The sequence below is a fragment of the Dactylosporangium sp. NPDC005572 genome (assembly GCF_040605515.1).
Taxonomy (GTDB): domain Bacteria; phylum Actinomycetota; class Actinomycetes; order Mycobacteriales; family Micromonosporaceae; genus Dactylosporangium.
On record NZ_JBEXCY010000001.1, the window covers coordinates 82,309 to 107,813 of the forward strand.

Below are 25,505 nucleotides of genomic sequence, written 5' to 3' on the forward strand. Positions count from 1 at the left end.
TCGACAGTCGATCACGTCGACGGCGGGACGCGAAACTCCCGCATCGCGTCGAGCAGCCAGCGGGCCACGTAGTCGGCGAACGACGAGCGCGGCAGCAACCGATATGTCGCCGGGCCTGACTGCCACAGGACGAGCGGCACGCGGGCGAGCGTCGTGGCGACCGCCCGGCCCGCACCGAACGCCCGCGGATGCAGGTCGACCGGACAGCCCTTCTGCAGCACCGCCCGGGCCGCGGCACCGCTCAGCTCGAGCACCGTGCGGTTCGCGGAGACGTCGACGACGGCGCCGTGGTCGGGGCCGAGCGCCTCGACGAGCGGCCGGGTGAGCACGTCGGGGTCCGTCTCGGAGACCACGAGCCACTCGTCGGGGCCGAGCCACAGCGCGGTGTGCGGGCCGCTCGCGGCGGTCTCCCCGCAGCCGGCCGGGAGCGGCGCGCCCAGGGCGGCGCAGATCCGCCCGGCCGCCTCGGACGCCGGGTCGACGCGGATGCTCGCCATCGCCAGGAACGGCCGCTCCTCCAGGCGGACCCGGCCGCCCTCCATGACCGGGCCGCCCCCCATGAGCATCCGGCCCGCCAGATGCGCCAGCGGGGCGTGGCGCAGTGCGGTCAGGTCAGCCATTCCGCTTCGTCCCTTCGGGGTCGTAGAGCACGCTGGAGGTCACCTCGACCTCGACCAGCCGGTCACCGACCGGCGCCACGAGCACCTCGCCGATCCGGTCCCGCCCGCCGGCGACCAGCGCCAGGCCGAACGGCCGGCCCAGGGCCGCGCTGTGATAGCTCGAGGTGACGTGGCCGAGCATCGGCACCGGTCCGAGGGCCGGCCCGAGGGCGGTCCCGGCGGCGAGGAGCTGGGTGCCCTCCGGCAGCCGGGTCGTCCGGTCGACCGGGAGTACGCCGACCAGCTGCTTGCGGTCGGGCCGTGACGTGTCCGCGCGCGAGTAGGACCGGCGGCCGATGAAGTCCTTCTGCTTGGACACGATCCACTCCATGCCGGCGTCCTGCGGGGTGACCGTGCCGTCGGTGTCCTGCCCGACGATCGGGTAGCCCTTCTCGGCGCGGAGCACGTGCATGGTCTCGGTGCCGTAGGGCGTCACGCCGAGGTCCACGCCCGCGGCGTACACCTCCTGCCACCCGGCGAGGCCGAACCAGCCGGACACGTTGACCTCGAAGGCCAGCTCCCCGGAGAAGGAGATCCGGCAGATCCGGGCCGGGATCCCGGACGCGAGCGTCGTCTCCCGGAAGGTCATGAACGGGAAGGCCTCGTTGCTCACGTCGAGGTCGGGGGCGATCCGCGCGAGCAGCCGCCGCGACTGCGGGCCGACCACGGCGATCGTCGACCACTGCTCGGTGACGGAGGTGCAGTAGACCTCGAGCTGCGGCCACTCGGTCTGCAGCCACTCCTCCAGCCAGTCGAGCACCGCGGCCGCGCCGCCGGTGGTGGTGGTCAGGAGGTAGCGGTCCTCGGCGAGGCGGATGGCGACGCCGTCGTCGAAGATCATCCCGTCGGGCTTGCACATCACGCCGTAGCGCGCGGACCCCACCGGCAGCTTCTTGAACGCGTTTGTGTACACGCGGTTGAGGAACTCGCCGGCGTCGGGCCCGGCGACCTCGATCTTGCCCAGCGTCGACGCGTCCATCATCGCCACCCCGGTGCGGGCCTGCCGGCACTCCCGCAGGACGGCGGCGTCCAGGTCCTCGCCCGGTCGTGGGTAGTGGCGCGGGCGCAGCCACTGGCCGACGATCTCGAAGGCGGCGCCGTGCTCGACGTGCCACGGGTGGATGGGGGTGGTGCGCGCGACGTCGAAGAGGTCACCGCGCTCGCGGCCGGCCAGCGCCGCGAACGACACCGGCGTGTACGGCGCCCGGTAGGTCGTCGTGCCGAGCTCGGCGACCCCGGGGCCGCCGAGCGCCGCCGCGATCACGCCGATCGCGCTGACCCCGGAGGTCTTGCCCTGGTCGTGGGCGGTCCCGATGGAGGTGTACCGCTTGACGTGCTCGACGCTGCGCAGGCCGGCCCCGGTGGCGCGCCAGACGTCCGCGACCGACTGGTCCCGCTGCAGGTCGACGAAGTGCTCGTCCCAGTAGCCGGGCCGGGCGTCGCCGCCGGGCACCAGCCACAGCGGCCGGATCTCGCCGGCCTCGGCGAGCGACCCGGAGCCGACCACGGACACCGGCCCGGCCGGGAAGCCGGCCCGGGTCGCGGCCTCGGCGCCGGCGGCGGCACCGTCGCGCAGGCAGGCGTCGAGGATCGCGGCGCCCGCCGCGGCGCCGACCACCTGCTGGCCCGGCACCGCTCCGTCGGGCACGAAGGCGACGAGCCGGTCGTCCCAGCGCAGCCGGCCCTGCCGCTGGCTGTGCAGGTGCACGACCGGGCTCCAGCCGCCGGACACCGCGAGCAGGTCGCACCGCAGCGTCTCCCACGAGGTGTCCCACGACGACGCCCACGACCGGGCGTCGTCCCCGACGCCGAGCGTGCCGACGCGCACGGCCGAGACCCGGTCCTCGCCCTCGGTGCCCTGCACGGTGCTGCAGGTGAGCACCCGGACGCCGCGCGCGGCGAGCTCGGCGGCCCGCGCGGACATGATCTCGCGCGCGTCGAGCACCGCGACCAGGTCGACACCCGCGGCGAGCAGGTCCTCGGCCGTGTCGTAGGCGCTGTCGTTGGTGGTCGCCACGATGGCCGCGTCGCCGGGACGGACCGCGTAGCGGTTCAGGTAGGTGCGCACCGCGCCCGCCAGCATCACGCCGGGCCGGTCGTTGCCGGCGAAGACGAGCGGTCGCTCGTGCGCCCCGGTGGCCAGCACCACCTGCCGGGCGCGGATGTGCCAGACCCGTTGCCGGGAGAGGTGCGGCGCAGTGCGGTGCTCGACGGCGAGCACGTAGTTGTCGTCGTACGAGCCGAACGCCGTGGTGCGGACCAGCACGGTCACCTCAGGGGCCGCGGCCAGCGTGGCGGCGGCGTCGGCGACCCAGTCCAGGGCGGGACCCCCGTTGACCGTCTCGTGCCGGCCCGACAGCAGCGAGCCGCCGAGCTCGGCCTGCTCGTCGACGAGCGTCACGCGCGCGCCGGAGCGCGCCGCGGACAGCGCCGCCGCCAGGCCCGCCGGCCCGGCGCCGACCACCAGGACGTCGGTGTGCACGAAGCATTTGTCGTACTCGGCCTCGTCCGGGGTCGGGTCGAGCCGGCCCAGCCCGGAGAGCGTGCGGGCGGTCAGCCCGCCGACCAGGGGCCGCGTGGTGGCGAGCACCATCGGCTCCGGGAAGGGGCCGCCGAGCTGCAGCAGCGCGTTGGGCTCCTCCACGCCCGCGGCGACGATCCCGCGGGGCCGGCCGCGGTAGATCGAGTCGGCGACGCGGATGCGGCCGTTGGCCAGCAGCGCCGAGGCGACGGTGTCGCCGGGGTGACCGACGTATTCGACGTCGTCGACAGTGAACGTCAGCGAGGTGCCGCGGTCGATCCGGCCGCCCGCGGGCAGGCGGTGGCTTTGCCGCCCGCTCATCGGGGGCCTCCGGTGTAGACGGTGAGGACCTCGTAGGTGCGGGTGTCGCGGACGACGTTGAACCAGCGGCGGCATCCCGTGCTGTGCACCCACCGCTCCGCGAAGGCGCCCTTGGGGTTGTCCCGGTAGAAGAGGTACTCCGCCCATTCCCGGTCGGAGAGGGCGGCCGGGTCCTCGGGGTAGGGCACGTGCGCCTGGCCGCCGTAGCGGTATTCGGTCTCGTCCCGGGGACCGCACCAGGGGCAGTTGATCTGCAGCATCCGGTTGCTCCTCTCGCCTGGTCAGTGGGCGACCGCGGCCGCGCCGTGCTCGTCGATGAGGGCGCCGGTGGTGAACCGCTCCAGCCCGAACGGGCGGTTGAGCTCGTGGGGCTCGCCGGTCGCCATCGTGTGGGCCATCACCCAACCGGCGGACGGCGTCGCCTTGAAGCCGCCGGTCCCCCAGCCGCAGTTGACGTAGAGGTTCTCCACCGGGGTCGCCCCGATGATCGGCGAGGCGTCGGGGCTGACGTCGACGATGCCGCCCCAGGTGCGCAGCAGGTGCGCCCGGCCGAAGATCGGGAAGAGCTCCAGCACCGCGGCCATCTGGTGCTCGATGATGTGGAACGACCCGCGCTGGCCATAGCCGTTGTACGCGTCCACGCCCGCCCCCATCACCAGCTCGCCCTTGTGCGCCTGGGAGACGTACACGTGCACGTGGTTGGACATCACCACTGTCGGGTGGACCGGCTCGTAGAGTTCGGACACGAGCGCCTGCAGCGGGTGCGACTGGATCGGCAGGCGGAATCCGGCCTGCTCCGCGAGCACGCTGCTGTGCCCGGCGGCCGCCAGCCCGACGACGCCGGCGGCGATCCGGCCGCGGGTCGTCTCGACGCCGACGACCCGGCCGCCGTCCTTGACGAAGCCGGTGACGCGGCAGTTCTGGATCAGGTCGACCCCCATCGCGTCGCACGCCCGCGCGAACGCCCAGGCGACGTGGTCGTGCTTGGCGATGCCGGCCCGCGGCTGGAACGTGGCGCCGAGCACCGGGTATCGGACGTCGGGCGAGACGTTGACGATCGGGCAGACCTTGGCGACGTCCTCGGGCTCGAGCCACTCGGCGTCGACGCCGTTGAGCCGGTTGGCGTTGACCCGCCGCACACCCTCCCGCGCGTCCTGCAGGGTGTGCGCCAGGTTGAGCACGCCGCGCTGGCTGAACAGGAAGTCGTAGTCCAGCTCGGCGGGCAGCCCCTCCCACAGCTTGAGCGCGAACTCGTAGATCGCCGCGCTCTCGTCCCACAGGTAGTTGGACCGGATGATCGTGGTGTTGCGGGCCATGTTGCCGCCCGCCAGCCAGCCCTTCTCGAGCACGGCGATGTTGGTCAGGCCGTGGTTCTTCGCCAGGTAGTAGGCCGTGGCGAGGCCGTGACCGCCGCCACCGACGACGACGGCGTCGTAGCACGGCTCGGGGTCGGGGTCCCGCCACAACCAGGCGGGGTGCTCCGGCAGCGGCTCGGCCATCAGCCCTCCTCAAGCGCGTCGAGGACCCAGGTGTGGAACTCGGCGAGGTGGTGCTCGCTGGGCACCAGGACGCCGCCCTCGGCGTACACCCGGGAGTTTGTGGCTTCCTGGCAGCGCTCGCAGGCCTCGAAGTCCTGCTGGTTGACCCGGTGGAAGAGCTCGACGGACTTCGTGAGGTCCCGGCCGGCCGCGACGACCTCGGGCAGGTACAGCCAGTCGCACTCCACGATCGTGCGGTCGGGGGCCACCGGGAACATGCGGTGCAGGATCACGTGGTCGGGGACCAGGTTGACGAAGACCTGCGGCCGGATGGTCACCGCGTAGTAGCGGCGGTCCTGCTCGGCGGTGACGCCCGGGATCCGTTCGAAGCCCTCCGACCCGTCGACGGTGAAGCCCTTGACGTCGTCGCCGAACAGCGCGCCGTGGCCGACGAAGAACTGCGCCGCAAAGCCGTCGGCGAACTCGGGCAGCACCTCGGTCAGCTCCGGATGGATGGTCGCGCAGTGGTAGCACTCCATGAAGTTCTCGACGATGAGCTTCCAGTTCGCCCGCACGTCGTAGGTGATCCGGCGGCCGAACTCGAGCCGGTCGACGGCGTAGGCCTCGATCGACTCGATGTCGCCGAGCCGCGTGCGGACCGCACCCATCACCGTGTCCTCGAACGAGGGGGCCTCGCCGGCGAGGCAGACCCAGACGTAGCCGAGCCACTCGCGGACGTGGACCCTGCGCAGGCCGTATTCGACGCGGTCGACGTCCGGCATCTTGGTCAGGTTGGGCGCCGCGACCAGCCTGCCGTCGAGGTCGTAGGTCCAGGCGTGGTAGGAGCACTGGAAGGCGCGCCGCACCTCGCCCGCCGGCTCGGTGCACAGCCGCGCCCCGCGGTGCCGGCAGACGTTGAAGAAGGCCCGCGCCTCGCCGGTGCGGTTCCGGGTGACCAGCACGCTCTCGCGGCCGACCCGGACCGTCCGGAAGGCGCCCGGCGTGCCGACGTCGGCGGACCTGACCGCGCAGATCCACATCGCCTCGAAGATGCGCGCCTGCTCCAGCGCGAAGATCTCCGGGTCGGAGTAGTAGGAGCCGGGCAGCGTCTTGAGCAGGCTGCCCGGAACGAGGTTGACGGTCACGCGGGTACTCCTTGGACGACGAGTCGCCGGCGGACGGACATGAACTGCTTCGGCTGGTCGATGCCGAGCACGGCCACCGGCTCGCCGCCGCGCCGGTAGACCGCGACGAACGAGCCCTCGGCGACCGAACCCGCCTCGACCGTGACGCCGTCGGCCAGCCGGGCGTGACCGGCGAGCTGGATGCGGCGGCCGTGGATGTCGGACCAGAGGTACGGCGGGCGCTGCGGGCGCGGCTCGGCGCGGCCCCCGGACAGCAGCGTGCGGGCGGCGACCGCGCCCCGCTCGCGGGCGCTGGTCCAGTGCTCCACCCGGTGGTGGCGCCCCAGGGCCGGGTCGAACCAGGCGCTGCAGTCGCCGACCGCGACCACGCCGGGCCGCGAGGTCGCCCCCGCCGCGTCGCAGAGCACGCCGTCGCCGATGCGGACCCCCGATCCCCGCAGCCAGGAGACCGCGGGCACCGCGCCGAGCCCCAGCACCACGGTGTCGGCCGGGACGCGACGGCCGTCGGCCAGGTGGACTGCCGGCCGCGGGCCGTCGCGGCGTACCTCGGTGGCCCGCCCGCCGGTCAGCACCTCGACGTGGTGGCGGTCGTGCAGGTCGGCGACGGCGCCGGCGAACCGCCCGAGCGCGGCCCGCAGCGGCGCGTCGCTGGCGACGACGAGCGTGACGTCGCAGCCGAGCGCGCGGGCCGTCGACGCCACCTCGGAGCCGATGAAGCCGGCGCCGACGACCGCGACCCGGCCTCCGCGGCGCAGGTCCTCGCGGAGCGCGACGGCGTCGTCGAGGGTGCGGAGCAGGTGTACGCCGGGCAGGCGGGCGCCGGGCAGGTCGTCGCGGGCCCGGGCGCCGGTGGCGACGACCAGCCCGTCGAAGGCCAGCGCGGCGCCGACGTCGAGGAGGACCGTGTGACCGGCCAGGCCGACGGCCCGGGTGCCCAGCCGCCACCGCAGGCCCAGGTCCTCGCCCTCCGCCGCCAGGCTCAGCTGCGCCGGGCCGTCGCGGGCCGCCAGGAACTCCTTGGACAGCGGCGGCCGGTCGTAGGGCCGGTGCGGCTCGTCCCCCACCATGACGAGCTCACCGGCGAACCCCTCGGCGCGCAGCGCCCGGGCGGTCGCGAGCCCGGCGAGGGAGGCGCCGACGACGACGATCCGCTTCACCTGGTACCCCCCACGGCGCCCTCGGAGAGGGTCACATAGACCATGTCGTCCTCGACGTGGACCCGGTGGATGCGCACCGGCCGCTTCGCCGGCGGCGCGTCGACGGCGCCGGTGCGCAGGTCGAAGCGGGACGCGTGCAGCGGGCACTCGACCTCGCAGCCCTCGAGCCAGCCGTCGGCCAGCGACGCGTCCTGATGGGTGCAGGTGTCGTCGATCGCGAAGAGCTCCCCGTCCTCGGTGTGGAACACCGCGATCGGGACCTCGGCCTCGACGCGGACGGCCGCGCCCCGCGGCACCGCGGACAACGGGCAGGCCGGGATGCTCCGGGGTGTGGTCATGCCGGCACCTCGTCGAGGACCGGGGCGGGCGTGAGCCCGGCGGCGCGCTCGGCCAGTGCGGCTACGCGCGAGCGCAGCCGGGCGCGGATCGCGGCGGTCGTCGCCTTGCCGTCCAGGAGCTGCGCGGACATGAGGCTCCTTCCTTGTGGGGGTGGTGGTCGGTCAGCTGCGCAGGCGCGTCATCTTCGGGTCGAAGAGCGGCTCGGGGGTGACGGTCGCGGGGACGCGCCGGTCGAAGTAGCGGATCTGCACCCCCTGGCCGGGGACGGCCAGCTCGGCCGGCAGCCAGGCGTAGGCGATGCCCTTGCCGATCGTGTAGCCGTAGGCGGCGCTCGTCACATATCCGACCGGGCGGCCGTCGACGAGGACGGGCTCCTTGCCCACCACCGTGTCGGCGGGGTCGTCGATCGTCAGGCAGGTCAGCCTCCGGGTCTGGGACTCCTTGCGCCGTAGCAGGGCGTCGCGGCCGATGAAGTCGCCCTTGTCGAGCTTGACCGCGAAGCCGAGGCCGGCCTCGTAGGGGTCGTGCTCGAAGGTCATGTCCGCCCCGAACGACCGGTAGCCCTTCTCGAGCCGGAGGCTGACGAAGGCGCCGCGGCCGGCGGCGATGATCCCGTGGTCCCGCCCGGCCCGCCAGATGGTGTCCCAGAGCCGCAGCCCGAGGTCGGCGGTGGTGTACAGCTCCCAGCCGAGCTCACCGACGTAGGACAGCCGCAGCGCGGTCACCGGCACGTGGCCGACGTGCAGCCGGCGGGCGCGGAAGTACTTCAGGCCGTCGTTGGTCAGGTCCGCATCGGCGAGCGGGCCCAGCACCTCGCGCGCCGCCGGGCCCCACAGGCCGATGCAGCAGGTGCCCGGCGTGAGGTCGCCGACCTGCACCGACCCGTCGGCGGGCAGGTGCCGGCGGAACCAGTCGAGGTCGAGGTTGCCGTTGGCGCCGACCTGGTAGTGCTCGGCGTCGAGCCGCGCGACGGTGACGTCACTGCGGATGCCGCCATCGACGTCCAGCAGCAGGCAGTAGCTCACCGAGCCCACCGACTTGTCCACGTCGGCGGTGGTGAGGCGCTGCAGGAAGGCGGTGGCGCCGGGTCCGGTGACAGTGATCCGCTTGAGCGCGGTCATGTCGTACATCGCGACGCCCTCGCGGGTGGCCAGCGCCTCGGCGCCCACGACGGGCGACCAGTACCGGGCGGCCCACGGGCCGGGCCGGGGGATGTCGCGGCCCGGCAGCAGCGCGCGGTTGGCGTCGTACCACTGCGGACGCTCCCAGCCGGTCGCCTCCAGGAAGAAGGCGCCGAGCTCCTGCTGGCGCGCGTAGAACGGCGAGGTGCGCAGCGGCCGCGGGGACTCCATCGGCTGCAGCGGGTGCAGGACGTCGTACACCTCGACGTAGTTCTGGCAGTCGCGCTCGAGCACGTATGCCGGGCTGCGCTGGAACTCCTCGAACCGGTTCACGTCGCACTCGTGCAGGTCGAAGCTCGAGCAGTACCCGTCCACGAGCCACTCGGCCATGGCCCGGCCGACGCCCGCCGAGTGGGTGACCCAGACGGCCTCGGCGACCCAGAAGCCGGACAGGCCGGGCGACTCGCCGAGCAGCGGCAGGCCGTCGGGCGTGAACGAGAAGACGCCGTTGATGCCCTCCTCGACCTTGGCCTCGGCGGTCGCGGGCAGCAGCGACCGGGTCTCCTCCCAGGCCGGCGCGAAGTCGTCCGGCGTGAACGTCAGCACCGAGGGCATGACCTCGGCCTCGTCCACGGGGAGCAGGTCGCGGGCGTCGAGCGGCAGCGGCCGGTGGCCGTAGTAGCCGATCCCGAGCCGGTCGTAGCGGTCCCGGTAATACAGGTCGGCGTCCTGGTGGCGCAGGATCGGGCGCACCGCCTCCTCGGCCTGGCCCTCGAGGCCGGGGACCGGTCCGGTCCAGGCGAGCTGGTGGGCCAGGGGGGTCAGCGGCAGGTTCATCCCCGCCAGCGCGGCGACCTTGGGCCCCCAGATCCCGGCGCAGCACACGACCACGTCGGCGGGGAGCTCACCGCGGTCGGTGACGACGCCGGCGACCCGGCCCGCCTCGGCCCTGATGTCGAGCACCTCGTGCCGGGCGAGGAACCGCACGCCGCGGGCCTTGGCCAGCTCGATCTGCGCCTCGACCGCCCACAGCGCCTTGGCCAGCCCGTCCGTCGGCACGAAGAGCCCGCCGAGCACCCGGTCGCGGTCGAGCAACGGGTACAGGCGCACGCACTCGTCGGGGTCGACGAGCCGGGCGTCCACCCCCCACGCCGTCACCCAGCCGTGCCGGCGGTGCAGCTCGGCGAGCCGCTCCGCGGTGGTCGCCACCTCGAGGCCGCCGACCTGCAGGAAGCAGGACCGGCCCTCGTGGCGCAGGCGCACGAACTTCTCCACGGTGTAGCGCGCCATCTGGGTCATCGTCCTGGAGCCGTTGGTCTGGAACACCAGCCCGGGGGCGTGCGACGAGGAGCCCCCGGTCGCCGGGAGGTCGCCCTGGTCCACGACGGTGACGTCGGTCCATCCCCGTGCGGAGAGCTCGTCGGCCAGCGCGGCGCCGACCACGCCGGCCCCGATGATGACGGTTCGTGGTCCGGTCATGGGCGCGCCCCCCTGTTGCGTTATCTGCATCTCATTGCGCTACACGCAACGGTGCCTCGTTCGGGGCCAGCCCGTCAAGAGACTTGGAGAACGGGATTTCGCGGCAACGAATCCAGGAGCGCCAGTCGCCCGGATGCCGCCACAAAAGGCGGTCGGCTACGCTCCTTTGTATGCACTCTCAGCAGACTGTTCCACGATGAGCAACTCGACCGGGACCGAAGCCGCAGACAAGGGTCCGGGCGGGCTCCAGTCGGTCGACCGTGCGCTCAACGTCCTGGAGCTGCTCGCCCGCTGGGGCAACGGGGGTGTCTCCGAGCTGGCCGCGGAGCTCGACGTGCACAAGTCGACGGCGTTCCGCCTGCTCGGCGCGCTGGAGTCGCACGGGCTGGTCGAGCAGACCGAGGAGCGCGGCAAGTACCGCCTCGGGTTCGGCCTGGTCCGGCTGGCCGGCGCGGTCTCGGGCCGGATGGACATCACCAAGCAGGCCCGGCCGGTGGCGGAGCGGCTCGCCAACGCGATCGGCGAGACGGTGAACATCGCCGTGCTGCGGGAGCACTACGCGATCAACGTCGACCAGGCCCTCGGCCCCGCCTCGGTGACCACGCAGAACTGGGTCGGCCAGCTCACCCCCCTGCACGCCACGTCGAGCGGCAAGGTGCTGCTCGCGCACGTCGACGGTCCGGAGCGCGGCCGCCTGGTCAAGGCAGGTGGCCTGCCCGCGTTCACGGCGGAGACCATCACCTCGCCCGGCGAGCTCGACAAGGAGCTGCACAAGATCCTGGAGAACGGCTACGCCACCACCATCGGGGAGTACGAGGACGGGCTGAACGCCGTCGCCGTGCCGGTCCGGGACGCCGACGGCACCGTCGTCGCCGCCCTCAGCGCCTCGGGCCCGTCCTACCGCCTGACGGCGGACCGCATGGAGGACCTGGTGCCGACCATGAAGGAGGCGGGGCTGGAGGTCAGCCGCCGCCTCGGCTACATCGGCCCCCGAGGCGACTGAGCCGGGCCGCACCGGACCGCACCGGGCCGCACCGGACCGACCGGCGCCGCGGCCCGGGCGATCCCGGACCGCGGCGGACGTGCATCAGCCCAGCCAGGCCGCGACCTTGTCCGGGTTGGCCTCCACCCACTTCTTGGCGGCGGCCTCGGCGGACAGCTTGTCGACGGTGATGTACTTCGCGACCAGGTTCTGGTCGGCATTGGTCCACTGGAACTTCTTCACCAGGGCGACCGCGGTCGAGTCGGACTTGGACCACTTGGTCGACACGACCTTCTTCAGCGGGGTCTCCGGGTAGTCGCAGGCCACCTTCGCCGGATCGCCCTGGCAGCCGTCCTTGTACGCCGGGAGCTTCACCTTGACCAGCTTGAGCTCCGCGTGGATGTACTGCGGCTCCCAGAAGTAGCCGATGAGCGGCTTCCGGTTCTTCTCGGCCTGCTGGAACGCCGTGATCGTGGCCGCCTCGCCGCCGGAGAAGACGACCTTGAAGTTCAGCTTCAGGTTGCTCACGATCGCCTCGTCGAACTGGACGTACGACGGGTCGGAGCCCAGGAACTGTCCCTTGCCGCCGGACTCGGAGGTGGCGAACTCGCTGGCGTACTTGTTGAGGTTCTGCCAGTCGGTGATGTCCGGGTGCGCCTCGGCCAGCCAGCCCGGGACGTACCACCCGATGATGCCGACGTTGCCGGTCGGCCCGAAGTCCACGGCGCTGCCGTCACCCGACCCCGCGAAGAACTTCTTCTCCAGGTCGGGGTGCCCCCAGTCCTCGATCACGACGTCCACCTCGTTGGTGCCGAACCCCTGCCAGGAGACGTCTTCCTTGAGGTTCTTGTAGGTGACCTTGCACCCGAGCTTGGTCTGCGCCAGGTAGCCGACGACGTAGGCGCTGGCCTCGTACCCCACCCAGGGGTTCACGGCCATCTTCAGCTCGCCGCACTTGCCCGCCTGCTGGGTCTGCTGGGTCTGCTGCTCGATCTCGCCCTTGCCGCAGGCGACGAGCATCAGCACCGCGCACGCCGCCACCCCGAGGAGTCGGAAGCGCGTCAGCCGTGTCTTCATCTGATTCCTCCTTGGTTGTCACACCTGTTGTCGCGACCGCCCACCGGCGGCTCGAGCGATCCGATCGAGCATGATCCCGAGCAGCACGATCGTGATGCCGGCGGCGGCACCCTTGCCCCACTCCTCGGAGCGGGAGAAGCCGAGGACGACGTCGTAGCCGAGGGCCCCGGCGCCGACCATGCCGCCGATCACCGCCATCGCCAGCACGTAGAGCAGGCCCTGGTTGGCCGCCAGCACTAGCGAGCCCCTCGCCATCGGCAGCTGCACCTTCGTGATTTCCTGCCAGGTGGTCGACCCGGCCGATCGCGCCGCCTCGAGCGTGGTCGGCGACACGCCCTTGACGCCGTCGGCGACCAGCTTGATCGCGGCCGGGGCCGCGTAGATGACCCCGGCGACAATCGCCGTGAACCGGGTGGGTCCGAACAACGCCAGGGCGGGAATCAGGTAGACGAACGAGGGAATGGTCTGGCCGGCGTCCAGCAGCGGCCGCAGGACGAGGTCGACGGCGCGCCGCCGGGCCATCCAGACCCCGAAGACCAGCGCCAGGAGCATCACCAGGATGGTCGCGACGAGCGTCATGTTGAGCGTGATCATCGCGTCGTGCCACAGGTCGAAGTACCACATCCCGGCCACGCAGACGAGCGTCGGCACGAGCGCCCGCGTCCCGCCGACGACGACGGCCAGGAGCAGGATCGCCAGGGCGGAGAGCCACCACGGCGAGTCCGCCAGCAGGGACTGCATCGGGTTGAGCAGGCCGTAGGTGATGCCGTCCTTGATCGCCGCCGTGAGGCCACCGAACACGTCGGTCACCCACCCGACGAGGGAGTTGACCGCGTCCGCGACCGACGCCCCGGCCGTGTTGTCCGGAAAGTCCGCGGCCCAGAGGTAGTAGCGGGAGAGCCAGACGGCGACGAGGGCCGCGCCGCCGCCGGCCGCGAGCCCGATGCGGTGCGCCCGCCGGCTGCCGCCGCGCCCGCGCGCCACGAGCTCGCCACGCTCGCTGGCGGCCGTGGTGGTCCGGTCGAGCATCACGGCCATGACCACGATGAGCATGCCGGGGACGAAGGCCCGGCCCACGTCGTCGCGGAAGAGCGCCTGGAGGACGGGTACGCCGAGGCCGGGACCGTCGATGTAGGCCGCGACCGTGGCCATCGCCAGCGCGGCCATGATGGTCTGGTTGAGCCCGACCACGATGGTCTTGCGGGCCATCGGGAGCTGCACCTTGACCAGCCGCTGCCACCGGGTCTGCCCCGCCGAGTCGGTCGCCTCGATCGTGTCGGCCGGCACCGAACGGATGCCGTGGCCCGCGATCCGGATGATCGGCGGGAGCGCATAGATCAGCGTGCACACCACGGCCCCGGAGGCGCCGATGCCGAAGAACAGCACGATCGGCAGCAGGTAGACGAAGGTCGGCATCGTCTGCATGAGATCCAGCAGCGCGGACATCACGGTGTCGGCCCGCCGGCTGGTGCCGACCAGCACGGCGAGCGGCATGCCGACGGCGACGGAGACGGCGACGGCAACGAACGTGACGATCAGCAGATCGATCGACTCCGACCAGAAGCCGAACGCTCCGAACGAGACGAAGGACGCCCCGACGAGCAACGCGATCCGCCATCCGGCCAGGGCGTAGCCGACCCAGGCGGCCACCGCGGTGACGCCGAGCCAGCCGACCTCGGGCACCGGCCGCGGGAAGTTCGGGATGGACAGCATCCGCTGCAGCCAGTCGACGGCGGCGACGAACCCGTCGCCGAGCGCGAACGTGAGCCGCACGACCGGGTTAGTGTCGCGGCTGGCGAGCACGCTGTCGCGGAAGCCGGTGAGCGTGCCGTGCAGCTCGGTGTGCTCGCGACCGGGCAGCGCCAGAGTGTCCGTGCCCTTCGTGAACAGCCACACGACGATCCACGCCGCGACGACGCCCAGCGCCCACGCCCAGCGAGGGACACCGGTGCGCGGCACCGGCGCGGGCGGGGCCTCCCTCGCTGGCGGCCGGGTCGCGGGCGCGCCGACCGCGGTGCTCATGCGGGCGTCCCGATACCGCGGTCGGCGGGGTGGGGCTGCTCCTCGGCGACGACGACCCGCAAGATCGCGTCGTCGTCGACGATGCCGATCAACTTGCCGTCCTCGACCACCCGCACCGGGTGCTCGGAGGCGAGCGCGGCCTTGGCAGCCTTGCGCACGATGGTGTCCGGGGGCATGACCGGGCCCTCGGCGGTGTCGTCGGGCCGCGGCTCGCGCATCACCCAGCGCAGCGTGAGCACGTGGGAGCGCGGCACCTCGGAGGTGAAGTCGCGGACGTAGTCGTCGGCCGGGGCGCCGACCACCTCGTCGGGTGTGCCGATCTGGACGACCTCGCCGTCGCGCATGATGAGGATCCGGTCGCCCAGCTTGAGCGCCTCGCTCAGGTCGTGGGTGATGAACACCATCGTCTTGCCGACCTCGTGGTGCAGCCGGATGACCTCGTTCTGCATATCGCGGCGGATCAGCGGGTCGAGGGCCGAGAACGGCTCGTCGAACAGCAGCACCTGCGGGTCCACCGCGAGCGCGCGCGCCAGGCCGACACGCTGCTGCATGCCGCCGGAGAGCTGGTCGGGGAAGGAGCCCTCATATCCGGACAGGCCCACCAGGTCGATCATCTCCTGGGCCCGCCGGCGCCGTTCCGCCTTGCCCTCGCCGCGGATCTCCAGCCCGTAGGCGACGTTGTCGATGACCTTGCGGTGCGGCAGCAGGCCGAAGTGCTGGAAAACCATCGCCACGTGCCGGCGGCGCAGCTCGCGCACCCTGGCGGCCGAGGCGCTCGTGACCTGCTCGCCGTTCATCGTCACGGTGCCGGAGGTCGGCTCGATCAGCCGGGTGAGCAGCCGGCTCAGCGTGGACTTGCCCGACCCCGACAGGCCCATGACCACGAACACCTCGCCGGGGGCGACCTCGAACGAGACGTCCTTGACCGCGGCGACGCACCCCGTCCTGGCGAGCAGGTCCTTGCGTGACAGCGTGGCGTCCGGCGTGCCGATGATCTTGTCGGCCCGGGGGCCGAAGATCTTCCAGAGCGAGTCGACCCTGAGCGCCGGCTCCCCCGAGGTCCGATCCCGCGGCCGCTCGGTGATCGTCTGTTCCGCGGTCATGGTCATGCCCTCTCTGCGGGGGTGGGCCGTGAACGGTCGGGATACAGCGGGCTGCCGTCGCGGCAGCGGTAGAACGGCGCGTCGGACGGCGCCAGCTGGGTGTTGCCGAGGATCAGGTCCGCCGACTTCTCGGCGAGCATGACCACCGGGGCGTAGATGTTGCCGTTGGTGACGTAGGGCATGGAGGACGCGTCGACGACGCGCAGGCCCTCGACCTCGCGCACCCGCATGCTCATCGGGTCGAGCACCGACAGGTCGTCGACGCCCATGCGGGCCGTGCAGGAGGGGTGCAGGGCGGTCTCGGCGTCGCGGGCGACCCAGTCGAGGATCTCCTCGGGTGTCTCCACCGACCGGCCCGGCGACAGCTCACCGTTGTTGAACGGCGCGAACGCCGGCTGGTTCAGGATGTTGCGCGCCACGTGGACGGCCTCGACCCACTCGCGGCGGTCCTGGTCCGTGGACAGGTAGTTGAACCGCAGGGCGGGGTGTTCGAACGGGTCGGCCGACTTCAGCTTGACCGTCCCGCGCGCGTCGGAGTACATCGGCCCGATGTGCACCTGATAGCCGTGGCCCTCGGTGGGCGCGGAGCCGTCGTAGCGGATCGCGATCGGCAGGAAGTGGAACATCAGGTTCGGGTAGTCCACATCCTCGTTGCTGCGCACGAACCCGCCCGCCTCGAAGTGGTTCGAGGCGCCCAGGCCCTTGCGGAAGAAGAGCCACTCCGCCCCGATCCGAGGCCGGCTGCGCCACCTGAGTCCGGGGGCTATGGACACCGGGAGTTTGGAGGCGTACTGGATGTAGACCTCGAGATGGTCCTGGAGGTGTTCCCCCACTCCGGGGACGTCGGCGACGACGTCGATCCCGAGGTGCTTGAGTTCCTCGGCGTTGCCCACCCCCGAGAGCATGAGCAGCTGCGGTGAGTTGATCGCGCCGCCGCACAGCACGACCTCGCCGGCCCGCACCGAACGCTTGCGGCCGAAGTGCTGGAAGTCCACGCCGACGGCCCGGTTGCCCTCGAAGCGGACCCGGGTGGTCATCGCGCGGGTGTACACCGTGAGGTTCTTGCGCGACATCACCGGGTGCAGGTACGCCCGGGCCGCACTGAGCCGGCGGCCGCGGTGGATGTTGCGGTCGAACCGGCCGAAGCCCTCCTGCCGGTAGCCGTTGACGTCGTCGGTCAGCGGGTAGCCGGCCTGCTGAGCCGCCTCCAGGAACGCGCCGAACAGCGGGTTGGTCGCCGGGCCGCGCTCGAGGAGCAGCGGGCCGGAGCCGCCGCGCCACTGGTCGGCGCCGGCGAGGCAGTGCTCCATCCGCTTGAAGTACGGCAGGCAGTGCGCGTAGCTCCAGGTCTGCATGCCCGGGTCGGCCGCCCACCGCTCGTAGTCCAGCGGGTTGCCACGCTGGAAGATCATCCCGTTGATGCTGCTCGATCCGCCGAGCACCTTGCCCCGCGCGTGGTAGATCCGCCGGTCGCGCATCATCGGCTCCGGCTCCGACTCGTACTTCCAGTCGTAGAACCGGTTGCCGATGGGGATCGTCAGCGCCGCCGGCATGTGGATGAACGGGTCCAGCTTGCTGTCCGAGCGTCCCGCCTCGAGCACCAGGACGGAGACCTTCGGGTCCGCGCTCAGCCGGTTCGCCAGCACGCTGCCCGCCGAGCCGCCACCGACGATGACGAAGTCGTAGTGCTTGAGGATCTCCGGCATCAACACGCCTCCGCCTCGCCGAGCAGTTGCCCATATCGCAACCAAATGTGGTATGCGCAACAGCATCGCCATGCGATCTGCGCCACGTCAAGGCCTCGGCGAAGATCATCTATCCGAAACACGAGCGTTACTGTTGCGCATTGTGCGACTGGTTGCATGTCATGCATCGCGGATGCACACTGCACCAATGAGCGACTACGTCCTGACGGTCGACTGCCCCGACGCGCCCGGTCTGGTGTACGCCGTCTCGCGGTTCGTGGCCCACAACGCCGGCGACATCCGGGAGAGCCAGCAGTACGACGACCTGCTCAGCGGCCGGTTCTTCCTCCGCCTCGTCTTCGAGGTGACGGACCCGGCCGTCACCCTCGAAGGGCTGCGTCGCGAGTTCCACCAGCTGGCCGCGCGGCACTCCATGAACTGGCAGCTCTGGGACGCCCACGCGCCGTACCGGACGCTGATCATGGTGTCGAAGTTCGGCCACTGCCTGAACGACCTGCTCTTCCGGTGGCAGACCGGCGCGCTGCAGGTGGAGATACCACTGATCGTCTCCAACCACCGCGACATGGAGCCCCTGGCGAACGCCTACGGCGTGGACTTCCGCCTCATCCCGGTGACCCCCGACACCAAGGCCGCCGCCGAGGAGGAGCTGATGGGGCTCGTCGACTCGCTCGGCATCCACCTGGTCGTGCTGGCCCGCTACATGCAGGTGCTCTCCGACGACCTGTGCAAGTCACTGGAGGGCCGGGCGATCAACATCCACCACTCGTTCCTGCCCAGCTTCAAGGGCGCCAAGCCCTACCACCAGGCGTTCGACCGCGGCGTGAAGCTGGTCGGGGCCACCGCGCACTACGTCACGGCCGACCTGGACGAGGGGCCGATCATCGAGCAGGACGTGGTCCGCGTCGACCACCGCGCGACCGCGCCCGACCTGGTGGCCGCCGGCCGCGACGTCGAGTGCCAGGTGCTCTCGCGGGCGGTCGCCTGGCACGCGCAGACCCGGATTCTGCTCAACGGCCACCGGACCGTGGTGTTCCGCTGACGCGGTCCCGCCCGCCCGACGATGCCCTCGCCCCGATCCGGGCCGACGGCATCGTCACGCCGGACCCGCCGTCAGTCGCCCAGCTCCTTGCGCCGGCGCTGCACGTAGTCCTCCAGCTCCGCGCGGACCGCGTCGTCCAGCGGCGGCCGCTCGTACTCCGCCAGCCGCTGCTGGTAGATCTTCGTGGCCCGGCCCGCGGCATCCACGCCGCCGCCCCGCATCCAGCGCTCATAGTTGTCCGACGAGGACAGCAGCGGGCGGTAGAAGCAGGTGCGGAAACGCTCCATCGTGTGCGCGGCGCCGAGGAAGTGCCCGCCGTGCCCGACCTCCTGGTGGGCATCGAAGGCCAGCGACGCCTCGTCGATCTCCAGCGGCTTGAACTGGGCCTGCAGCATCTGCACCAGCTCGACGTCGATCACGAACTTCTCGTAGGAGGCCACCAGGCCGCCGTCGAGCCAGCCCGCGGCGTGCATCACCCAGTTGGTGCCGGCGAGGAACGTCGGCAACATGGTCATCAGCGCCTCGTAGCCGGCCTGCGCGTCGGGCACCTGCGAGGAGGTCATGGCCCCGCCCGAGCGGAACGGCAGGCCGAAGTGCCGCGCGATCTGGCCGGTGCAGAGCAGGCCCAGGCCGGACTCGGGGGTGCCGAACGTCGGCGAGCCGGACTGCATGTTGATGTTGGACAGGAACGACCCGAAGATCACGGGGCAGCCCGGCCGGATCAGCTGCGAGAGCGCGATCCCGGTGAACGCCTCGGCCATCTGCTGGACCAGGGCCGCCGGCACGGTCACCGGCGACATCGCCCCCATCAGCAGAAACGGGGTCAGCACGACGGGCTGGTTGGCCGCGCTGTATTCGAACTGCGCCTCGAGCATCCGGTCGTCCCAGCGCAGCGGCGAGTTGCAGTTGATCAGAGAGATCGTCACCGGCGTCCGCTCGATGACGTCGCGGCCGCCGAACAGGATCGCGCTCATCTCGATCGTGTCGCGGGCGTTGACCCCCGACACGACGTTGCCCATGTACACCTTGTCGGTCAGCGTCTGCAACGCCAGTGTCATGTCGAGGTGGCGGGAGTCGAGCGGGGTGTCGTTGGGCTCGCAGATCACGCCGCCGGCCGAGTCCAGCACCGGGAACGACTGGGCCAGCTTGGTGAAGGCCCGGAAGTCCTCCATGGTGGCGTCCCGGCGGACCTCGCCCTGCCGGACGAACGGCGGGCCGTAGACGGCGCCGAACGCCATCGCGTCACCGCCGATGTGAATCGAGTGCTCGGGATTGCGGGCCGCGACGTCGAACTCGCGGGGCGCCTTGGCCAGCTGCTCGAGCACGAAGTCGGGGTCGAAGAAGACGGCGTTGTCCTCGACCCTCTGGCCGGCGGCGCGGAACAGGTCCAGGGCGCGGTCGCTCATGAACTCCACGCCGATCTCGGACACGAGCCGGCGCCAGCCCTGGTCCAGCGCGGCCATCGCGTCGGCGGACAGCACCTCGTAGCGAGGCATCGAGTTGCGGAACATCGGTCCTCCTTACTTGACCCCCACGTGCACGAGATTCTAACCTCATGATATGGGAGTTGAGTTTCATATTATGGAACTCATCCCATCGATCACGGAGAACAGGTGGCGGATCAGAGGTGACGGAGCGCAACCAGGCCCAGCAGGGCACCCAGGCGGTCGACCGCGCCGCGGCGCTGGTCGCGATGGTCGTCCAGGCGGACGAGCCGATCACCTTCACCGAACTCGCCGAGGCCTCCGGCCTGGCCCGCTCCACGACCTCCCGGCTCCTGTCCGCCCTGGAACGCACGCGCCTGCTGGAGCGCGACGAGTCCGGGGCCTACGTCCCGGGGGCGCTGTTCGCGCTCTACTCGGCCCGGCACGACCAGTGGAGCGACGTGGTGCGGCTGGCCCGCCCGACGCTGCGCAAGCTGCAGCGCGACACCGGCGAGACCGTCAACCTGGGCATTCCGCGCGGCGACACCGTCGTGCAGATCGCGCAGGAGACCACCCGCTACGTGCTCGGCGCCCGGGACTGGGTCGGCGTCGACGTCCCGGCGCACTGCTCGGCGCTCGGCAAGGCGATGTACGCCTTCGACGGGCTCTCGCTGCCCCGCGCGCCGCTGGAGACCCCGACCCAGCACTCGATCGACTCCCTGGACCGCCTGGAGCAGGACATCCGCCGGGTGCGGCGCCTCGGCTACGCGACCACGAGCGAGGAGTTGGAGATCGGGCTCTCCGCGGTCGCCGTCCCCGTCCGTGACCGGGCCGGCAACACGGTCGCGGCCCTGGGCGTCTCCGGCCCCACCGTGCGACTCGAAGGACGGGTCGACCAGTTCGGTCGGCTCTTGCTGCAGCAGGCCGAGGCTCTCTCGGGCCTGCTCCGGAACCGGATGCTCGAGGAGGGCGTCGCATGAACTCACCCCCGATGAGGCCCGAGGAGATCCTTCAGGGGCTCTACGACCAGACGTTGGTGGGCAACGGTCCCCGGGTGCTCGAGCTCACCCACCAGGCGCTCGGGCAGGAGATGGAGCCGCAGAGCCTGCTCTTCGACGCCCTCATCCCCGCCCTCGAGGAGGTCGGCGCCCGGTTCGAGCGCGGCGACTTCTTCGTGCCGGAGATGCTGATCGCCGGTCGGGCGATGGCGGGCGCGATGGCGGTGCTGCGCCCCCTGCTCGCGGACACGGGCGTGGCGACCATCGGCAAGTTCGTGATGGGCACGGTCAAGGGCGACGTCCACGACATCGGCAAGAACCTGGTCAACATCATGCTCGAGGGCGCCGGCTTCGAGGTGATCGACCTCGGCGTGCAGGTGGCACCGGAGAAGTTCGTCGAGGCGGTGCGGCAGCACAAGCCGGACATCCTCGGCTTCTCGGCGTTCCTGACCACCACGATGCCGATGTTCAAGGCCAACATCAACGCGCTGCAGAAGGCCGGCCTCCGCGACGAGGTCATCGTCATGGTCGGCGGCGCGCCGGTCACCCAGGAATACGCCGACGCCGTCGGTGCCGACGGCTACGCCGCCGACGCCTCCGCGACCGTCAAGCGCGCCAAGGACCTGCTCAACAAGCGCCGGGCCCTGGTGTCGGCATGACGGCCCGGCACGAGACGCGGCTGCGTTCGGCGACGAAAGAGGTCGTGATCGGTCACGACCGGCCGTTCTGCGTGATCGGCGAGCGGATCAACCCGACCGGCCGGCGCATCTTCCAGGAGCAGTTGCGCGCGGGCGACCTGTCGGCGATCGAGCGCGACGTCAAGGCCCAGGTGGACGGCGGCGCCGACGTGCTGGACGTCAACATGGGCGTCCCGCTGACCGACGAGCCGGACCTGCTGGCCAAGGCGATCAAGCTCGTCCAGTCGCTGACCGACCTGCCGATCTGCATCGACTCCTCGGTGGTCGAGGCGCTCGAGGCCGGCCTGGCAGTCTACGAGGGGCGGGCCCTGGTCAACTCGGTAACCGCCGAGGACGACCGGCTCGAGTGGATCCTCCCGCTCGTGAAGCGCTACGACGCCGCGATCATCGCGCTGCCCAACGACCACGACGAGATCCCGATGGAGGTCGACAAGCGCGTCGAGCTCACGCACAAGATCGTCCGTGTGGCCACCGGGGAATACGGTATCGCGGCCGCGGACATCGTCATCGACCCCTTGGCCATGCCCATCGGGGCGGACACCACGGTCGGCGTCACGGCGTTCGAGACCATGCGGCGGATCCGCGACGAGCTCGGGCTGAACATGACGTGCGGCGCGTCCAACGTCTCGTTCGGCATGCCCGGCCGGCACGGCCTCGGCGCGGCGTTCCTGCCCATGGCGATGGCCAGCGGCCTGACCAGCGCGATCATGGACGCCCGGACCCCGCAGATCGTCGAGGCGGTCAAGGCGGCCGATCTACTGCTAGGCCACGACGAGTGGGGCATGAGCTGGATCGCGGCCCACCGCGCGAAACAGGCGCAAACGGCGTGAGCGCAGGTGCCGAGGTGGGCAACGAGGACGGCACCGGCCGGGTCGAGCTCGCGTTCACGCCCTCGGGCCGGTCGGTGCGGGTGCCCCCGGGCGTGTCGGTCTTCGACGCGGCCAGCTGGAACGGGATCGCCATCGACTCGACCTGCGGCGGGCACGGCACCTGCAAGAAATGCCGCATCCGCATCGTCGACGGCAGCGTCCCGGTCTCCCGGCTCGACGTGCGCTCCTTCACGCCCGAGCAGCTGCGGGAGGGCTGGCGGCTGGCCTGCCTCGCGCAGGCCGCCGGGGATCTGACCGTCGAGGTCCCGCCCCTGGTGACCCGGCCCAAGGCCGCGACCGTCGGCGTGGGCCGGCAGGTGATCCTGCGCCCCGCCGTGCAGAAGCGCTACGTCGAGCTCGACGAGCCGTCCCTCGCCGACCAGCGCACCGACCTCGCGCGCCTGCGGGACGGCATCGACGACCTCGAGCTGACGCCCGACCTGCACGCGCTGCGCCGGCTGCCCACGGTGCTGCGGCAGTCCGACTTCAAGGTCACCGCGGTCATCGTCGACGAGGCGCTGATCGACGTGGAGCCCGGCGACACGACCGGGCGCCGCTTCGCGATCGCCTTCGACCTCGGCACGACGACGGTGGTGGCCACCCTCCTCGACCTCACGACCGGCACGCCGGTGGCCGTGCAGTCGATGCTCAACCGGCAGCAGCCGTTCGGCGGCGACGTCATCACGCGCATCAGCAGCACGATGATGGACCCCGAGGCCCTCGGCCGGCTCCAGCGGCTGGCCCAGGAGACGCTGGCCGAGCTGGCCGCCGCCGTGTGCGCCGACGGCGGGGTCGAGCCGGCGGAGGTCTACGAGGTCGCGCTGGCCGGCAACGCCACGATGACCGCCCTGCTGCTCGGCATCGACCCCGAGCCGCTCGGCGTCGCGCCGTTCGTGATGGCCACCGCGACCCCCGAGGGCCTGCGGGCCGCGGACCTGGGGCTCGGTCTGCACCCGGGGGCGCGGGCGACGCTGTTCCCGGCGCTGGGTGCCTACGTCGGGGGCGACATCGTCGCGGGCATGCTGGCCACCGGGATGGACCGCGACAAGCGGCTGCGCCTGTTCATCGACGTCGGCACGAACTGCGAGATCGTGCTGGGCGACGGGGACCGGATCGTGTCCACGGCCGCCCCGGCGGGACCGGCCTTCGAGGGCGGCGCCATCCGCTGCGGGATGCGCGCGGCCGAGGGCGCGATCGAGGTGGTGCGGCTCGGCGACGACGTCACGCTGCAGGTCATCGGCGACGTCGAGCCGCGGGGGTTGTGCGGCTCCGGCCTCGTCGACGCGGTGGCGGAGCTGGTCAAGGTCGGGCTGCTGGACGCCAGCGGGCGGTTCGTCACCAACGACGCCGCGAAGGAGATCGCGCCCACCCTCGCGGACCGGCTCACCCTGGTGGGCGAGGAGCGCGTGTTCGTGCTGCACCGCCCCGCCGGGTCGGTCGACACCGCCGACACGGTCTACCTGTCACAGCGCGACGTGCGCGAGCTCCAGTTCGCCAAGGCCGCCATCGCGACGGGCTGGTCGCTCCTGCTGGAGGAGCTGCAGGTGGGTCCCCGGGATGTGCAGCAGGTGCTGCTCGCCGGCTCCTTCGGCAGCTACCTCTCGCCCGCCTCCGCGGTGCGCATCGGCCTGGTGCCGAAGCTGCCGGTGCTGCGGATCGTTTCCGCGGGCAACGTCGCCGGCGAGGGCGCGAAGATGGCCCTGCTCAGCCTGCGCGAGCGCACCGGAGCCCGGACCCTGCTGGAGGAGGTGCGCTATGTCGAGCTCTCCGACCGCTCCGACTTCAACGACAAGTTCGTCGAGCAGCTCGCCTTCCCGCCGTGACCCCGGCGCGGCGGTCGCCCTGATCGCCTGCGGCGCGCTCGCGCAGCCCGCCGCGGAGCTCGTCGCGGCCAACGGCTGGCCGGTCGACGTGCACCCGCTGCCGCCGTTGCTGCACAACCAGCCGCAGCGGATCGCCGGCGAGGTCGAGTCGCTCGCGCAGCGGCTCGGCTCCACGTACGCGACTGTGGCCGTCGGATACGCCGACTGCGGCACCTACGGCGCGCTCGACGAGGTCTGCGACCGGCTCGGGCTGCGCCGCCTGCCCGGGCTGCACTGCTACGACCTCTACGCCGGCGCGGAGCGCATCCGGGCGATCTTCGCGGAGCAGCCCGGCACCTATCTGCTCACCGACTTCCTGGTGGGCTCGTTCGCACGCACAGTGCTCCAGGAGCTCGGTCTCGACCGGCACCCCGAGCTCCGCGACGACTACTTCCGCCACTACACGAGGGTCGTGTGGCTGGCCCAGTCCGAGGACCCGCAGCTGCGCGAGCGGGCCGGCCGCGCCGCCGCCGCGCTCGGTCTGCCGCTGACCGTCGTACCGACGGGGCGCACGGGCCTCGAGCGCGCCCTGCGCGACCTGGTGCAGGCGCTAGAGAGCTGAGGCCGCGGACTCCGCCAGGCGGCCGAGCTGCTCGGTGCGCCACGCCTCGGTCTCGGCGACCTGGTTGAACGTGAAGACGTGCAGGCCCTGGACCGACATCGCCGGGTCGCCGAGCACGGCGGCGGCCTTGCCCAGCAGGCGCATCGGGTCGTAGCCGCCGGGCGCCGCGATCCGGGCGAACACGCCGCGGTTCTTGGCCAGGAACTTCGTCGACGCGCCGACCCCGATCTTGGTCGCCATGGCGAGCAGCTTGGTCCGCTCAACCGGTCCCGGCAGCCCGACGAGCACCGGCGTGGTGACGCCTCGCGCGCGCAGGCGGCGCACCCAGCCCGTCAGCACCGCCGGGTCGAAGGTCAGGTTGCTGACCACCTGCGTGGCATGCCGGCGCTTGTCCCACATGGCCTGGATCGTCACGTCGTCGTGGATCGACGGGTGCGACTCGGGGTAGCCGGTGATGCCGACCTCGGCGAAGGGGTTACCGAGGTCGATGAGGTCCTCCAGCAGGGCGAGCGCCCCCTCGTAGGGCCCCGCCGGCGGGTCGGCGTCGCCCGCCGGAACGAACACGGTGCGGACCCCGGCCGCCCGCAGGCGCTGGACGATGTCGGCCAGCTCGGCCCGGCCGGAGATCATCCGCGCCGCGAGATGTGGCACCGCGTCGTATCCCTGCGCGGCGAGGCGCTCGGTGAGACCGAGCGTCGCCTCGAGGCCCTTGGCGGGCGACGCCGTCACGGTCACGGTGCGCCCCGGCGGGAGGTGCTCGGCGACGACGGCCTCGATCCTGGCCGTGGGCAGCACCTCGTAGCGGGCGTTCGTCAGCAGCCGGTGCAGGACGGCGGCACGCTCACCTCTGCGCATGGCGGTCTCCTCTCGGCGCCGATGCTGGTCTCCGGACGGTGCTCCCACTCGACGATCTGTTTCGCATGTTGCGACTCATTGCATCTAC

21 protein-coding genes and 1 pseudogene are annotated in these 25,505 nt (G+C 71.8%); 7 read left to right on the top strand and 15 right to left on the bottom strand.

Annotated features, from left to right (window positions below):
- Positions 1-11 precede the first annotated feature (11 nt).
- The 9 genes and pseudogenes from soxG to ABZS66_RS00320 form a co-directional block, all read right to left on the bottom strand.
- Positions 12-620: a sarcosine oxidase subunit gamma family protein gene (gene soxG / locus ABZS66_RS00280; protein WP_354753652.1), complete on the bottom strand. Its 609-nt coding sequence runs from the start codon at positions 618-620 to the stop codon at positions 12-14.
- Positions 613-3,501 carry a 2Fe-2S iron-sulfur cluster-binding protein gene (locus tag ABZS66_RS00285; RefSeq protein WP_354753654.1) on the bottom strand — a complete coding sequence of 963 codons (2,889 nt, stop codon included), beginning with the start codon at positions 3,499-3,501 and terminating at the stop codon, positions 613-615. Before ABZS66_RS00285 ends, soxG begins: the two co-directional genes overlap by 8 nt.
- Positions 3,498-3,761, bottom strand: coding sequence for a sarcosine oxidase subunit delta (locus tag ABZS66_RS00290; RefSeq protein WP_354753656.1), 264 nt, complete (start codon positions 3,759-3,761; stop codon positions 3,498-3,500). Before ABZS66_RS00290 ends, ABZS66_RS00285 begins: the two co-directional genes overlap by 4 nt.
- Positions 3,762-3,782: 21 nt before the next feature.
- On the bottom strand, positions 3,783-5,000 hold the full coding sequence (locus tag ABZS66_RS00295; RefSeq protein ID WP_354753658.1) for a sarcosine oxidase subunit beta family protein: 1,218 nt from the start codon (positions 4,998-5,000) through the stop codon (positions 3,783-3,785).
- The gene (locus ABZS66_RS00300; protein ID WP_354753660.1) at positions 5,000-6,124 is read right to left on the bottom strand and encodes an aromatic ring-hydroxylating dioxygenase subunit alpha; all 1,125 of its coding nucleotides are present in this window, start codon (positions 6,122-6,124) and stop codon (positions 5,000-5,002) included. Before ABZS66_RS00300 ends, ABZS66_RS00295 begins: the two co-directional genes overlap by 1 nt.
- Positions 6,121-7,281, bottom strand: coding sequence for an FAD-dependent oxidoreductase (locus ABZS66_RS00305; protein ID WP_354753661.1), 1,161 nt, complete (start codon positions 7,279-7,281; stop codon positions 6,121-6,123). The genes ABZS66_RS00300 and ABZS66_RS00305 overlap by 4 nt, the downstream gene beginning before the upstream one ends.
- Positions 7,278-7,619: a bifunctional 3-phenylpropionate/cinnamic acid dioxygenase ferredoxin subunit gene (locus ABZS66_RS00310; protein WP_354753663.1), complete on the bottom strand. Its 342-nt coding sequence runs from the start codon at positions 7,617-7,619 to the stop codon at positions 7,278-7,280. The genes ABZS66_RS00305 and ABZS66_RS00310 overlap by 4 nt, the downstream gene beginning before the upstream one ends.
- A gap of 26 nt (positions 7,620-7,645) precedes the next feature.
- Positions 7,646-7,750, bottom strand: a pseudogene (locus ABZS66_RS00315) (bifunctional methylenetetrahydrofolate dehydrogenase/methenyltetrahydrofolate cyclohydrolase); the annotation flags it as partial.
- Between the two features lie 31 nt (positions 7,751-7,781).
- On the bottom strand, positions 7,782-10,220 hold the full coding sequence (locus tag ABZS66_RS00320; protein ID WP_354753665.1) for an FAD-dependent oxidoreductase: 2,439 nt from the start codon (positions 10,218-10,220) through the stop codon (positions 7,782-7,784).
- Positions 10,221-10,416: 196 nt separating this feature from the next.
- Between ABZS66_RS00320 and ABZS66_RS00325 the strand changes: the two genes are divergently transcribed.
- Entirely contained in the window at positions 10,417-11,223 is an 807-nt protein-coding gene (locus tag ABZS66_RS00325; protein WP_354753667.1) for an IclR family transcriptional regulator, read from the top strand.
- An 84-nt stretch (positions 11,224-11,307) separates the two neighbouring features.
- Here ABZS66_RS00325 and ABZS66_RS00330 read toward each other — a convergent pair whose 3' ends face one another.
- From ABZS66_RS00330 to betA, 4 genes are read right to left on the bottom strand one after another with little or no spacing between them, the layout of a single operon-like run.
- Complete coding sequence (locus tag ABZS66_RS00330; RefSeq protein WP_354753669.1) at positions 11,308-12,279, bottom strand: ABC transporter substrate-binding protein; 972 nt, start codon at positions 12,277-12,279, stop codon at positions 11,308-11,310.
- 18 nt (positions 12,280-12,297) lie between these two features.
- On the bottom strand, positions 12,298-14,301 hold the full coding sequence (locus ABZS66_RS00335) for an ABC transporter permease subunit (protein WP_354753671.1): 2,004 nt from the start codon (positions 14,299-14,301) through the stop codon (positions 12,298-12,300).
- Positions 14,298-15,404: a glycine betaine/L-proline ABC transporter ATP-binding protein gene (locus tag ABZS66_RS00340; protein ID WP_354753925.1), complete on the bottom strand. Its 1,107-nt coding sequence runs from the start codon at positions 15,402-15,404 to the stop codon at positions 14,298-14,300. Before ABZS66_RS00340 ends, ABZS66_RS00335 begins: the two co-directional genes overlap by 4 nt.
- 2 nt (positions 15,405-15,406) lie before the next feature.
- The gene (gene betA, locus ABZS66_RS00345; protein ID WP_354753672.1) at positions 15,407-17,110 is read right to left on the bottom strand and encodes a choline dehydrogenase; all 1,704 of its coding nucleotides are present in this window, start codon (positions 17,108-17,110) and stop codon (positions 15,407-15,409) included.
- 187 nt (positions 17,111-17,297) lie between these two features.
- On the opposite strand from betA, the gene purU reads away from it, so the two are divergent.
- On the top strand, positions 17,298-18,149 hold the full coding sequence (gene purU / locus ABZS66_RS00350; protein WP_354753673.1) for a formyltetrahydrofolate deformylase: 852 nt from the start codon (positions 17,298-17,300) through the stop codon (positions 18,147-18,149).
- A gap of 71 nt (positions 18,150-18,220) precedes the next feature.
- On the opposite strand, the gene ABZS66_RS00355 is transcribed toward purU, so the two are convergent.
- Positions 18,221-19,660, bottom strand: coding sequence for a trimethylamine methyltransferase family protein (locus ABZS66_RS00355; protein ID WP_354753675.1), 1,440 nt, complete (start codon positions 19,658-19,660; stop codon positions 18,221-18,223).
- Positions 19,661-19,776: 116 nt separating this feature from the next.
- Between ABZS66_RS00355 and ABZS66_RS00360 the strand changes: the two genes are divergently transcribed.
- The 5 genes from ABZS66_RS00360 to ABZS66_RS00380 are packed head-to-tail and all read left to right on the top strand — an operon-like array spanning position 19,777 to position 24,562.
- On the top strand, positions 19,777-20,553 hold the full coding sequence (locus ABZS66_RS00360) for an IclR family transcriptional regulator (RefSeq protein WP_354753677.1): 777 nt from the start codon (positions 19,777-19,779) through the stop codon (positions 20,551-20,553).
- A complete protein-coding gene (locus tag ABZS66_RS00365; RefSeq protein WP_354753678.1) occupies positions 20,550-21,230 on the top strand; it encodes a corrinoid protein in 681 nt (226 codons plus the stop codon). The genes ABZS66_RS00360 and ABZS66_RS00365 overlap by 4 nt, the downstream gene beginning before the upstream one ends.
- Entirely contained in the window at positions 21,227-22,099 is an 873-nt protein-coding gene (locus ABZS66_RS00370) for a dihydropteroate synthase (protein WP_354753680.1), read from the top strand. The genes ABZS66_RS00365 and ABZS66_RS00370 overlap by 4 nt, the downstream gene beginning before the upstream one ends.
- On the top strand, positions 22,096-23,961 hold the full coding sequence (locus ABZS66_RS00375; RefSeq protein ID WP_354753682.1) for an ASKHA domain-containing protein: 1,866 nt from the start codon (positions 22,096-22,098) through the stop codon (positions 23,959-23,961). The genes ABZS66_RS00370 and ABZS66_RS00375 overlap by 4 nt, the downstream gene beginning before the upstream one ends.
- On the top strand, positions 23,894-24,562 hold the full coding sequence (locus tag ABZS66_RS00380) for a DUF1638 domain-containing protein (RefSeq protein WP_354753683.1): 669 nt from the start codon (positions 23,894-23,896) through the stop codon (positions 24,560-24,562). The genes ABZS66_RS00375 and ABZS66_RS00380 overlap by 68 nt, the downstream gene beginning before the upstream one ends.
- Here ABZS66_RS00380 and ABZS66_RS00385 read toward each other — a convergent pair.
- Positions 24,551-25,417, bottom strand: a complete 867-nt coding sequence (locus tag ABZS66_RS00385) for a methylenetetrahydrofolate reductase (protein WP_354753684.1) — start codon at positions 25,415-25,417, stop codon at positions 24,551-24,553. The two genes, ABZS66_RS00380 and ABZS66_RS00385, sit on opposite strands and share 12 nt — an antisense overlap.
- Positions 25,418-25,505 lie beyond the last annotated feature (88 nt).